Below are 12,793 nucleotides of genomic sequence, written 5' to 3'. Positions count from 1 at the left end.
CTTGAAAACGCTCGAACGCACTGAACGGGCCGCGCAGCGCGCGGGCGGCAATACCGGCGGAACGACGGCAGGCGATGACGGTGCGACGCGCGCTATCGTCATCGTGCCGGTGCTGAAGAGCCAGAGCGGCCCGCAAGGCGCGTCCGGTCTGGCGCTTTCGAGCGAGGAGAGGCTGGAGGAAGCGGTGGGGCTCACCGCGGCCATCGGTCTCGACGTCGCCTTTTCGGGGACCGTCCCGCTCGCGCAGATCAAGCCGGCGGCGCTTCTCGGCACAGGCAAGGTGGAGGAGATCGGCGCGATCATCGCAGCCGAAGGCGTGAGCGTGGCGATCGTCGATCATCCGCTGACGCCCATCCAGCAGCGCAACCTTGAAAAGGCGTGGAACGCAAAGGTGCTGGACCGTACCGGGCTGATCCTTGAGATCTTCGCCGAACGCGCCCGCTCCAAGGAAGGCCGCCTTCAGGTGGAACTTGCGCGGCTGACCTATCAGAAGAGCCGCCTCGTCCGGTCGTGGACCCATCTTGAGCGCCAGCGCGGCGGCTTCGGCTTTCTCGGCGGCCCCGGCGAGACGCAGATCGAGGCGGACCGGCGCGCCATCGGCGAACGCATCGACGTCATCAGGAACGAACTCGCGGTGTCGGAGCGGACACGGCGGCTGCATCGCAAGCGGCGCAAGGAGACGGACCAGCAGATCGTGTCGCTCGTCGGCTATACGAATGCGGGGAAGTCGACGCTGTTCAACGCGCTTTCCGGCGCGGGCGTGCTTGCAAAGGACATGCTGTTCGCAACGCTCGATCCGACGCTGCGCCGCGTGTCGTTCACGGATGGCGGCGCATTCATCCTGTCCGATACGGTGGGCTTCATCTCGGATCTGCCGACGCAACTCATTGTCGCGTTCCACGCCACGCTCGAAGAAATCCTCGAAGCCGACCTGATCCTCCACGTTCGCGACATCGCGAGCCCCTCGTCGGAGGCGCAGAAGATCGAGGTCGAGCGCGTGCTCGCCGAGATCGGCATCGACGCGGCCGCGCAAGGAGCCCGCGTGATCGAGGTGTGGAACAAGGCAGACCTTCTTTCCGAGGATGAGCGCGCGGCGCTCGGCAAACGGGCCGCGAACGCGGCGCATCCGGCTGTTCTCGTCTCGGCGCAGACAGGGGAGGGCGTTCCCGAGCTTGCCGCGGCGATTCGCGCCAGGCTTCAGGCGCATCTGCGCACGCGAGACGTAATCGTGGGCGAGGCCGACGGCGCCTTCATCCACTGGCTTTACGAAAACACTGAAGTGGTGGACCGAAAGGGCCGCGAGGATGGCAGCCAGCTCTTTCAGGTGCGCGTCGCGCCGGAGCGCGAGCACGACCTCGACCTTCATATCGCCCAACCACGCGGCTAGTGGAGCGAATTTGACATTTGAGTCCCGGTTGCCGCGCGCTCCCGCTCAAATGTCAAATTCAAGGCTCTCTCAGAATCATGATGTTGCTGGTGGTCCTTTCGATTCCGACATTTGCTCGCAAGCGTGCTGCAAACGGATGCAAATGTCGGATCGGACCACTAGAATGACGGCCACGATTGCTTATGACGATCCTATAACGAATGCTGCCGGGAAGATCGAAATGGACATCGAGGATCTCGAACCCAGAAAACAGTCTTCCAAGCCGAAAGACCTCGCGGCTTTCTCGGTTGATGAGCTTCGCGCCTATATCGCCACGCTGAAGGCGGAAATCGCGCGCGCCGAAGAGACCATTGCGAAAAAGACGGCTCATCTCGACGCGGCCAGCGCCTTCTTCAAGAAGTGACGGCAGCGCGCTTTTGACGGAAGCAAAGGCAGCTCGGCAGCTTGGCAGCTTGGGCTTCTCGCCCATCACGTTCCAGATTGCGCTGCGGATTTTCTGACGACGCGAGCAGGAAGCGTCCGCTGCCTCGTCGCGCCTCATCTGCCGCAACCCTCATGCGTCGGCAGGGGTTGCGTTCGGCTCGCAAAAAGGCTTTTTCGTGGGAGCGAAAGAGAAAGCAGCACCCGCCCCCAGGCGCAGGAGTGAGACATGAAAATCGGCGGCACCCATTATCGCACGATCTGGCCGGAAAGCGACGGCGCGGTCGGTATCATCGATCAGACGCGGCTCCCGCATGCCTTCGAGACGCTGAGGCTTGAGACGCTTGAAGACGCTGCGCATGCGATTCGCGTCATGCAGGTGCGCGGCGCGCCGCTGATCGGTGTGACGGCGGCTTACGGGCTCGCGCTTGCGCTCCGCGCGGATGCGTCCGACGCCGGCCTCGAAAGCGCCGCGAAGACGCTCGCCGCCACGCGCCCCACGGCGGTCAATCTCGCCTGGGCGCTGAACGAGATGCTGACCTTCCTTCGGCCGCTCGCACCCGCAGAGCGCGCCGCCGCCGCCTTCGCCAAAGCCGCGCAACTCGCCGACGAGGACGTCGAAACCTGCCGCCGCATCGGCGCGCACGGCAAGGCGATCATCGAGGAAATCGCGAAGAAGAAGAACGGCCCGGTGAACGTGCTGACGCATTGCAACGCGGGTTGGATCGCTTGCGTCGATTGGGGCACGGCGCTTTCGCCGATCTATCAGGCGCACGACGCTGGCATCCCGGTGCATGTGTGGGTGGACGAGACGCGCCCGCGCAATCAGGGCGCGGCGCTGACCGCGTTCGAGCTTGGCGCGCATGGTGTGCCGCATACCGTGATCGCGGACAATGCCGGCGGCCACCTCATGCAGCACGGGCAGGTGGATCTCTGCATCGTGGGCTGCGACCGCCTCACGGCGGCGGGCGATGCGGCGAACAAGATCGGCACCTATCTCAAGGCGCTTGCGGCGAAGGACAACGGCGTGCCGTTCTATTTCGCGCTGCCGCTGTCGACCATCGACTGGACGCTTTTCGACGGCGTGCGCGATATCCCCATCGAGGAACGCGACGCGCGCGAGCTGACGCATATGACGGGCCGCGCAGAGAGCGGGGACATCGTGAAGGTGCAGGTTACGGCGCCGGGCAGCCCCGGCGCGAACCCCGCTTTCGACGTGACGCCCGCGCGGCTCATCACGGGCATCATCACCGAGCGCGGCGTCTCGCCCGCCTCGCGTGAGGGGCTCGCGGCGACCTATCCGGACTATGCGCGACCGGCGGCGTAACCGGCTCGCTTGCAGCTCATTAAAACGGCCGGGGATGATGCTCCGGCCGGTTTGGGTCAGGGGACGAAGCGCGTCAGAACCGGAACCCGACTTTCAAAGAATTGCGCCGCAAGACGCGGCAAGACGCTGTGAATCTCGTTTTGTCGATCAGGTTGTCTGCATCAACGCGATGGCGATTTAACGCAGGCAAATCCGATTGGCGCCGAGGCGACGCCGGGCAGGCGCCCCGGCTACTTCCATTCCTCGACGTCGAGATAGGGCTGCTCGGACGGCGGCGCGATGGTGACGCCAGCGGTTTCGAGCACTGCTCCTTCGGGCTGCTCCTCCTCGACCCGCTTCGCGGCCTTCTTCACTTCATTGTCGAGGTCGATCTGCGAGCAGAGGCCGAGCGCGACGGGGTCTTGCGGCTGGAGACTCGCGGAATTCCAGTGCGTGCGCTCGCGAATGCTTTCGATGGTCGATTTCGTCGTGCCGACAAGACGCATGATCTGCGTATCGCGCAACTCGGGATGATGGCGCAGAAGCCAGAGTATGGCGTTCGGGCGGTCGTGACGGCGCGAGACCGGCGTGTATTTCGGCGCGCGCTTCGCCTTGATCTCCGGGATGTGAACCTTGGACCGCGACAGCTTGAGCCGATAGGACGAATCTTTCTGGCCGCGGGCGATTTCCTCGCGGCTGAGTTGGCCCGCGCCGATCGGATCGGCGCCGCGAATGCCGGCCGCGACGTCGCCGTCTGCGATCCCCTTCACTTCAAGCACGTGCAATCCGCAGAAGTCGGCGATCTGGTCGAATGTCAGCGAGGTGTTCTCGACGAGCCAGACGGCCGTCGCCTTCGGCATCAGGGGTTTGTCGCTCATAAATTTCCTCCGGTCCTGGAAGCGCGAGCCCTCTCCGCTTCCTGGGCATTCAATTTCCGATTGTGTGGGGGAACCCGCAATCGAAGGGTTAGCGCATAATATAGTCGCTGGTGTGTCTTTGTGCAAACTCTGGATTTCCCGGGGCTGGCGGTCTGCATCGAAAGCTTTCGGCGCGGCGGTACGTTTCCGGGGCGACAATCGCTCATGGCGCGGCGAGTCCGCCCATTTTTGCGGGATGACGCCTTGCAAGCGCCGCCAGCCGGGGTAAAGCATTGATTGCGCAAACGGGCTTCGGTTGCGATTGGCTCATGCGCGCAAGGGGCGAGGCTCCAAGGGGCGGCGACGGGGCGGGCGGCGCGCGTCGTCGCTTATGGGCGGCGGTGTTGAGCCGAAAGGGAGAAGCGGTTCGGAATGCGGCTGGAACTTGTTCATCTCGATAACGCCTTCTCGGGCCAGCGTGCCTTCCTTGACGCGTGTGCGGAACGCGCGGCGGTTTCGGTGGACGCTTTGGCGGATGGCCCCCGCGTGCGGCTTTGGGGTTACGACGCGGACCTCGCAAGGCTTGAAGCGAAGCTCGGTGAGAGCGCGCATCGTCATGGCGATGGGGGCCCGGTTCTCGCATTCCTCGGTTCGGGTGATTTTCATCACGTCAGCGCCATGCTGATCGCGCGGGCGGCGGCGGATGCGTCGCGCCCCTTCACAATCGTGCATCTGGACAATCATCCCGACTGGGTGCGCTGTTCGAGCGGGATGCATTGCGGTTCGTGGGTGAACCGCGCGCTTGCCACCCCCAACGTGGCGAAAATCATCACCGTCGGCGTTTGCAGCAAGGATCTTCAACACCCGGAATGGAAGGGCGGCAATCTGACCGCGTTGAAGGAGGGTCGGCTTGAGCTTTTCCCGTTCGCGCAACCGCCGTCGAAGGTGAGTAGCGATTATGGCGCGGGCGCGAGCCATCGGCAGGAAGGCGGCCTTATCCATTGGACGTCGATCGCCGACATCGGGGTGGCTGCTTTCGTCGAGCTTCTTCTGTCGCGCATCGAAACGGCGGACGTCTACATCACGCTCGACAAGGACGTGCTCGCATCCCCTGACGCGGTGACGAACTGGGATCAGGGCAGGCTGTCGCTCGGCGACGTGATCGCGCTCATCCACGCCGTTGCGGGGCGCCACACCATCGTCGGCGCGGATGTGGTTGGCGATTACAGCGCCCCCTCATACGCGGGCGGCGTGTGGCCTTTCATTCGGAAATGGGGCGAGAGCATCATCGATCATCCTCGCGTCGCACTTGGGCCAGAGGCCGTAGCGGCGGCGAACGAGGCAACGAACATGCGGCTTCTCGCTGCGTTCGCGGCGGCGCTGAAGGGGTAGGGCGCGCCTGCAGCGTCTTGCCGCAGATCGGGCGCTGCACGACTGCGATGGGCCATAGTGAGGGTGACGTCGGCGCGCTCACCGGCTGCCGTCAGTTGACGGCTCGCTCAGGTCGAGGAGCGGTGTAAAATTACGGTCAGTTGAGCGGATGTCTTCTCATTCGGAACATTGCGGCTCCGACGGGGGCGACGCTCGAAGTTGCCGAAGCCAAAAGTCCCTAAAGAAACCCAGGATTTCGTCGTCTCGGTCGGCGGGCGGAAGACCGGAAGCGGGCAGTATGGAATGTTTTCACCGGCAGCCACTCGCGCTAATGCCTGGTTCTTGCTCCAGAAATCCGTGCGCGCTTTGACGACGGCGTTTCTTTTACGTCGAACGCAGCATCCTGGCCTCGATTTGTACTTTGGTTTGCTGATTGAGCAGATCGAGAAGCAAGAGGATGCGATCACGTTCCCGAAATTCGAGGATCCGACCCACCAAGCCGTCGAACGGGCCGCCGTTTACCGTTACAGTCTGTCCCGTCCTGAAAGGCATTTCGGGTTTCGAGATGACGCCGTCGGTTTCGCGTGCCTTGAGACTTTCAACGAACCCGCCGGGAAGCAAGGCAAGTCTGTCGCCAATTCGCAAGATGGAGCGCACGCCGTAGGTTCCGAGGATCGGCCGCAGACATTGAAGCGCGCTCTGGTGCTCGACAAAAACATACCCCGGGAAAAGCGGCCGCGGCGCATCATAAGCGCGCCGCGCGTGACGGACATGCTTAACCATCATCGGGCAATAGACGGAAAAGGCCTGCCTGGCCAGATTTTCGATCGCATAACTTTCGCGGTGCGGATGCGTCATCAGCACGCCCCACTTTGAAGGCTCAACCGGCAACACTGTGTGACACCTACTTATTTATCTTAGCGTATGCCCTGTCTATTCGGATGATATTTTTTGTCAATGGTATGTTTTGATCGGGCCGCTCCACCATGCTGCGTCCGCCGGGCTGACAGAACCGGGTTGCCCGGGCTGTCTGGAACCGCTTTTGTAGCTCGATGGCAAGTACAACTCTCCTCGGAGCGAGGCGCAGCAATGCCGGATCGGATGGCTGCAAAAAATAGTTAATTCCTATGCTGCGCAGTTGAACTTGTTGGCATGATCGAATAGCTGAATGGAGAAGGGAACGGGATTGCACAGATGTCGACCCTTGGTCACGGGCTTCTTTGTCGTATTTGACGAAAGCCATTTCAGACGCTTCAGGAGGGTCGATGAGCTATGATCTTGCCGGGAAGCGGGTGTGGGTGGCCGGACACCGCGGCCTCGTGGGAAGCTCGCTCGTGCGCCGTCTCGCCGCCGAAGACTGCATTCTGTTGACCCCGGACAGGACGCAACTCGATCTTCAGTCAAGTGCGGCAGTCGAACAATGGATCGCAGAGCACAAGCCGCAAGCGATCTTTCTGGCGGCGGCAAAAGTCGGCGGAATCCTCGCCAATAATCTCCAGCGCGCGGACTTTCTGTATCAGAACCTCAGGATAGAGCTGAACGTGATCCATGCGGCCTTCGCACATGGCGTGGAGAAGCTCCTCTTTCTTGGGTCATCATGCATTTATCCGAGGGATGCAACTCAGCCTATCGCCGAGGAAGCGCTTCTCACCGGGCCGCTCGAACAGACGAACGAGCCTTATGCGCTCGCGAAAATTGCAGGCGTCAAGCTTTGCGAATGCTACCGCCAGCAGTATGGCTGCGATTTCATCTCCGCGATGCCGACCAATCTTTACGGTCCAAACGATAACTTCCATCCAAAACATGCGCATGTGCCGGCTGCGCTGATGTCTCGTTTTCATGACGCGAAGATCAAGGGGCTGCCCGAGGTCGCGGTATGGGGTACGGGCACGCCGCGTCGCGAGTTTCTGTTCGTCGATGATTTGGCGGATGCCTGCGTTTTCCTCATGAAAAACTATAGCGGCCCCATCGCCACGAACGTAGGGACCGGCGAGGATGTGACCATCAGATCTTTCGCCGAGATGATCAGGTCGACGACCGGCTATGAGGGCGAACTCGTGTTCGACGCTTCCTATCCTGATGGAACGCTCCGCAAGGTTCTCGATGTAAGCCGACTGACAAAATTGGGCTGGAAGGCCAAAACCGATTTGCGCGACGGTCTCGCTAGAACTTACGACTGGTATTGCAACAATTATGAAAGATTGAGGGCGGTCTAGGAGATGGAAAAGCGAGCATTGATCACTGGTGTTACCGGCCAGGACGGCGCTTATCTGACCGAGTTCCTCTTGAAGAAGGGCTACCGCGTTTGGGGCATCAAGCGCAGGTCATCCTCTTTCAACACCGGACGCGTCGATGCCTTTTATCAGGACCCTCATATCGGCGACCCTCTTTTCCGGCTCGTCCATGGCGACATGACCGACGCGACGAACCTCATTCGCGTCGTTCAAGACGTTCAGCCCGACGAGATTTATAATCTCGCGGCGCAAAGCCACGTTCAGGTCAGTTTCGAAACCCCTGAATACACCGCCAATGCGGATGCGCTTGGCCCATTGCGCCTTCTCGAAGCGATCCGCATCTTGCGGCTTCAAGACAAGGTTCGGTTCTATCAGGCCTCGACTTCAGAGCTTTATGGAAAGGTTGCGGAAGTCCCGCAAAGTGAAACAACGCCTTTCTACCCGCGCTCGCCTTACGCCGCCGCCAAGATTTACGCTTACTGGATTACCGTCAACTACCGCGAAGCCTACGGAATGCATGCCTCGAATGGCATTCTTTTCAATCACGAGAGCCCTTTGCGCGGCGAGACCTTCGTCACGCGCAAGATCACGCGCGCGGTTGCGGCCATCTCGCAAGGTTTGCAGGACAGGCTTTTTCTGGGGAATCTGAACGCGAAGCGCGATTGGGGCCATGCGCGCGACTATGTTGCGGGCATGTGGGCCATGGTCCAGCAGGACCGGCCCGGCGACTACGTGCTCGCCACCGGCGAAACACACACGGTGCGCGAGTTCGCCGAGGCGGCCTTCGCGGCAGCGAACTATCGCATTGTCTGGGAAGGTGAGGGGGTTCAGGAGAGAGGGTTGGACGCCAAGACCGGACGGACTTTGGTGGAAGTCGACCCTGACTATTTCCGTCCGACCGAGGTCGATATTCTGCTCGGAGACGCGTCAAAGGCTCGCGCCGCTCTGGGATGGCGTCCCGCAGTTTCCTTCAATGAGCTTGTAAAAGAAATGGTAGCCGCGGACATGAAAGCTGTGCCTCTCGAACGTGAGCGCGTCGAGCGCCACGTTTGATCGTCCGAAGGCCGAAGCTCGAACCGTTCGCGATGCGATAAAAAGGTAAGATATACTTTGACGCCAGATGCCGTGCTCGGCCGACTATGATTTTTCGATAGCGTTCATCTCGGGCGCTTGTTTCGGATCTCGTGCCTGGGAGACTTTCCAGATGAGTCTCTCCCAGGCAGTTACCGCGCGCGACAGGCCGAACTCGCTCTCAAACATCTTTCTGGCGCGCTCGCCTTGCCGCGCGGCCAGTGCCCCATCTCCGGCGAGAAGAAGGATCGCTTCAGCCAGGCCAGTTCCGTCGCCCTCGCGAACGACGAACCCCGTCGCACTGCGCCGTATGATTCGAGCGATCTCGCCATCAGGGTCGCCAATGAAAATTGCCGGTCGCCCAGCCGCCGCGATCCCGTAATATTTGCTGGGCACGATGAAGCCTTCGAGTTCCGGCTTCAGCGAAATGAGATGAACGTCAGCCACGGAAAGGCTTGCCGCCAGGCGTTCGCGCGGCTGATAAGGCTTAAACGTCACGCTATCGTGGCCGCCCGCCTTCACCGCTCGTTTCAGGCGATCCATTTGGGCTCCCCCGCCGATGAACAGCCAGCGGAATGCGCAATCAGGAACCGGCCCCTTGTCTGGGCCTTCTACAGCGTCGACCCCCAATTCAGAAGCCGGACGATGCTGTAAGGGCCTGTCGTCAATCAACTTTTCCGCTCTCAATCGAGTTCGGTTCAAGGCACGCTGAGCGTGCCGATCGCTTTCTCCGGCATCGACGAGGGCCAATCGGGGATGCCTTGTTTTGTCTTCGAGCATCCTGATCGCGCTCAGCATTGTTTCGAGGTCGTGGGCGCGGCCAAGATTTCCCGAATAGGCGACAACAAACGCCTCCCGCAGGCCCCATTCCTCGCGAAGGGCATTGTTTTGCCTTTCGATGGGATGGATGTCGCGCCCGTCCGCCCAGTTGGCGATGATCGTGATGCGCGCCTCTTGCACACCGCGCCGCCGGACCTCGTCAGCCATGCGGCCACCCAGCACGACGTTCGCGGCGGCATATCGAAGCGTGAGATCGCGAACCCATCGGAGCAGGGAAATTGCTCCCTGCTGCACCCTTGTTTGTCCCATGCCAAGCGCGGACGCGACTTCCGGAAAAATGTCCTGAAGCCAGTTGATATGTCTTGCCCCCTTGAGCCAGGCGATGGGAGCCGCAAGCACCGCCAGAAGCGGTGGGTCCGTCTTGACGACGACCAGATCGCCGCGCTTGGCGTGACGGAGAAGGGAGAAGCTCGCCGATGCGAAGAACGTCACGTAATCGAGCGTCCGCCCGAGGAGCTTTCCCCGTCCGAACGCAGTCGTTGAGACGCGATTTATGGTGACGCCACCGACGATTTCGTTTTTCGGCAGCGCGCGGACACCGTCATAGGTGAGCCTCGCGGCGATGACTTCGACCGCATGCCCGCGTGCAGCGAGCGCAAAGGCGAGATCAGACAGCATTTGACTCGTTGCGGAATGATCGGGATAGAAAAAGCGATTGAGAAATATGACTTTCAAGAGAGGCTCTTTCGCAGACTTAAGGAGACAAGGCAGGTCATCGTCTTTCCCTCGATGCCGAGAGGCTAGTGGTCCTTTCGAACCCGACATTTGCTCGCAAGCGTGCGGCAAACGGATGCAAATGTCGGAATCGGACCACTAGTTGTCCACGCGCACGAACACCCGGTACTGTCGCGGCGGCGCGCTGCTTCGCGCCGGGCCGTCGCACGTCAGCGCCTCCGGCGTCAGGGCGACGACGCGGCACGCCTCGGGGGCGAAAGGCGCGGGCATGCCGTGGCGTGGATGGAGGTAGTCACCGGCCACGACCTTGCTGTCCGCGACAGGCGGAGCCTCGCCCGGGGCCGCTAGCAGCGTCAGCCTGTCGTCGCCCTTCTCGACCTCACCGGTAAGGGGTTCGCGCGCGGCATAGAGCCGGGCATTGAGCAGAAGGAACGTCCCGCTCGCGAGGTCGACGGGATCGTGCAGGCTGAAGCTGGCGCCGCCATCGGCGGTCCGATAGTTGTTCTGCAGGATCGCCCTGACGATGCCGCTTTGCGGATCGGTCGCCTCCACGAAGAAAACGCTGCCGCTCGCCTGATCGATAAGCACGTCCCCCGGCAATGGCCCGCTTAGCGCGAGCGTCGCCGCAACGCGCGCGCTTCCCGCAAGAACGAACGTCAGCATTCTGCCGCTGAGCCTCACCTGCGACAGGGATGCCTTCTCGACAGGCGATGTCTGCGGCGGCAGCCAATCGCCCTCGGCATCGGTCTCGGAACTGCCCGTTACACGTTGCATGTAGGCACAGACGTTGCGGGCGCGCTCGGAATGCTGCGTTGGCCCACAGATGATGCTCCGCACGTTGTCGGGCGCGGGGCGCCGGGCATCGACGTCGTACTGACAGAACTTCAGCCGCATGCGCCCGGTGCGGCTCGCCCCGTCGCGCAGCACCAGTCCGTCGGCGGTGGCATTGCTCGCCAGCCGCTGATAGCCGCGCTGGCGCAAACCGAGACCGATATAGTTGCCGCCACCGATACCGATGCCGTTGTTCGACAACAGCGAGAGACCGTCCGCCGAAACGCATTCCGCGTCGAACATGACCGGAAACACCGAGGGATATGTGTAGAGCCGGGTGTCCCGGAACGTGATTGCGATGGGAGAACCCGGCCTGAAGCCCGCCAGCATGGTGGCCGGAACCCCGCGCACCGGCACCGCGGTCGAATCGAAGCTGAAGGAGCAGCCCTCGAAGACGAGCGACGTCTCGACCGGCGTCGTGGCGTCGATGTCGCCCATGCGCCACAACGCCTCCCCTTGGCAGCCGAGGAACAGGATCGGCAAACCGTTGAACCATGGCTTCGAGCCGCCGCTGGCCGCCAGCTTGAACAGATGGATCACGCCCGCGTAGCTGATGTTGAGCGCGATACCGAGCGTTCCGTCCGCGTTCCCATGCGTATTGGTGGTCTCCGCGCAGTAGCAGCTCGTATAGAAGCAGCTTTCGCGGATCAGGTTGCGCTGCTGGCTCTGGCACGCGGAGAGGCCGTATTGGCAGCGCTCGACGACGGTGCGGCGGATCTGCATGAAGTCGCTGCAGTACGGTGCTCCGCCGGGCGCATCGGCCACGCCGACCACGAAGCCCGAAATATAACACTCCTCGATGAGGATCTGTGTTGACGGTTTGTCGATGACCGCGCCGCCGAGATAGGCGGGCAGATCCGGCATCGGATAAGCCGGCCGCCCCTTCTCGTAGAATGCGTCGACGGTGATGCCGGCGTAGGCGGAATAGCGGCCGCCAGCGGCCTCGGGCAGCGCCGGATCGATCCAGTTGGCGGCCAGGGTATCGTCGATGCGCGGCGTGCCGTAGCCGAGATTGTTGGCACGGACCCAGGCCGCGTTGCGCCCGATCAGGGCAAGACCCTTGACGTGCGCGCCATAGCTGCCGGCTATGCTGATCCCCATGCCCTCGGTGAAGTCGCAAAGGAGGGTGGTGCCCGATGGATGTTCGAGATAGGTCTGGCTGGGGTTGTTGCCGCGATAGTTCCAGTGCCCGAACAGCCGGCACTGGCTCGACGCCGTGCCGTAGTGCGCGTGCAGCGGCGCGGTGATACGGAAGCTCCGGTTCGGGAAATGGCAGGCGTCCGCCAGGCCGAAGTGACAATGCGCCGAGATGGCGTTCTGGATTGCGCGCGTGTCGTCCGTGCCGCCGAGAATCCGCAGCGCGCCCGCATCGAAGCGTCCGTCGCCGATGGCGCCCGCCATCCGTACGTCGAGGCGCGTGTCCGACCATTCCCAGAAGGCACCATCGGCGCTGCGGAACCATAGCGCGTGCGCGGGCGCTCTGGCCACGCGCCGGTACAGCGCCCCGCCCCCGTCGCCTGGAGCATGATAGCCGACGAGCCGCAAGAGAGTGCGATCAGCTGGTATGCGGGCGGAGCGGGCGGCGGCGATCGTTGCGCAAGAGAGGACGTCGCCGAGGTCTCGCTGCGCATCCGGCCCTGACACCTGCGCGCTTGCCGAAGGCGCGGCGGCGACCGCTGCGGAAGCCGCGAGCGCTGTTGTCAGCAGCGAGCGCCGGGCAAGGCTTGCGGGCTCGTTCATCGGCTCAATGCCGCTCTCGAACCGCCCGCTAGGCGCACTGCGCGGCCTCGTCATGACGCAA

10 protein-coding genes are annotated in these 12,793 nt (G+C 62.4%); 6 read left to right on the top strand and 4 right to left on the bottom strand.

Annotated features, from left to right (window positions below):
* Position 1: 1 nt before the first annotated feature.
* The 3 genes from hflX (at position 2) to mtnA (ending at position 3,134) form a co-directional block, all read left to right on the top strand.
* Positions 2-1,387, top strand: a complete 1,386-nt coding sequence (gene hflX, locus EK416_RS04490) for a GTPase HflX (RefSeq protein ID WP_127076270.1) — start codon at positions 2-4, stop codon at positions 1,385-1,387.
* Positions 1,388-1,550: 163 nt separating this feature from the next.
* Positions 1,551-1,790: a DUF1192 domain-containing protein gene (locus EK416_RS04485; protein ID WP_245433931.1), complete on the top strand. Its 240-nt coding sequence runs from the start codon at positions 1,551-1,553 to the stop codon at positions 1,788-1,790.
* Positions 1,791-2,036: 246 nt separating this feature from the next.
* Positions 2,037-3,134, top strand: coding sequence for an S-methyl-5-thioribose-1-phosphate isomerase (gene mtnA, locus EK416_RS04480; RefSeq protein WP_127076269.1), 1,098 nt, complete (start codon positions 2,037-2,039; stop codon positions 3,132-3,134).
* A 230-nt stretch (positions 3,135-3,364) separates the two neighbouring features.
* On the opposite strand, the gene EK416_RS04475 is transcribed toward mtnA, so the two are convergent.
* Positions 3,365-3,991, bottom strand: coding sequence for a DUF1013 domain-containing protein (locus tag EK416_RS04475; protein WP_127076268.1), 627 nt, complete (start codon positions 3,989-3,991; stop codon positions 3,365-3,367).
* Between the two features lie 411 nt (positions 3,992-4,402).
* On the opposite strand from EK416_RS04475, the gene EK416_RS04470 reads away from it, so the two are divergent.
* Positions 4,403-5,362, top strand: coding sequence for an arginase family protein (locus EK416_RS04470; protein WP_127076267.1), 960 nt, complete (start codon positions 4,403-4,405; stop codon positions 5,360-5,362).
* Between the two features lie 363 nt (positions 5,363-5,725).
* On the opposite strand, the gene EK416_RS04465 is transcribed toward EK416_RS04470, so the two are convergent.
* Positions 5,726-6,205: a transcription termination/antitermination NusG family protein gene (locus EK416_RS04465; protein ID WP_127076266.1), complete on the bottom strand. Its 480-nt coding sequence runs from the start codon at positions 6,203-6,205 to the stop codon at positions 5,726-5,728.
* A gap of 401 nt (positions 6,206-6,606) precedes the next feature.
* Here EK416_RS04465 and EK416_RS04460 point away from each other — a divergent pair, with 401 nt between their 5' ends.
* Positions 6,607-7,557 (top strand): GDP-L-fucose synthase family protein, encoded by a 951-nt coding sequence (locus EK416_RS04460; protein ID WP_127076265.1) that lies wholly within the window; start codon positions 6,607-6,609, stop codon positions 7,555-7,557.
* A 3-nt stretch (positions 7,558-7,560) separates the two neighbouring features.
* Positions 7,561-8,628, top strand: coding sequence for a GDP-mannose 4,6-dehydratase (gmd, locus tag EK416_RS04455; protein WP_127076264.1), 1,068 nt, complete (start codon positions 7,561-7,563; stop codon positions 8,626-8,628).
* 84 nt (positions 8,629-8,712) lie between these two features.
* On the opposite strand, the gene EK416_RS17665 is transcribed toward gmd, so the two are convergent.
* Positions 8,713-10,104 carry a glycosyltransferase family 4 protein gene (locus tag EK416_RS17665; protein ID WP_245433930.1) on the bottom strand — a complete coding sequence of 464 codons (1,392 nt, stop codon included), beginning with the start codon at positions 10,102-10,104 and terminating at the stop codon, positions 8,713-8,715.
* Positions 10,105-10,299: 195 nt separating this feature from the next.
* Positions 10,300-12,732 (bottom strand): hypothetical protein, encoded by a 2,433-nt coding sequence (locus EK416_RS04445; RefSeq protein ID WP_164729854.1) that lies wholly within the window; start codon positions 12,730-12,732, stop codon positions 10,300-10,302.
* Between the last annotated feature and the right edge of the window lie 61 nt (positions 12,733-12,793).

The sequence above is a fragment of the Rhodomicrobium lacus genome, from assembly GCF_003992725.1.
Lineage (GTDB): Bacteria > Pseudomonadota > Alphaproteobacteria > Rhizobiales > Rhodomicrobiaceae > Rhodomicrobium > Rhodomicrobium lacus.
The sequence above is the reverse complement of the archived record's forward strand: the minus strand, read 5'-3'. Positions and strand labels throughout refer to the sequence as shown.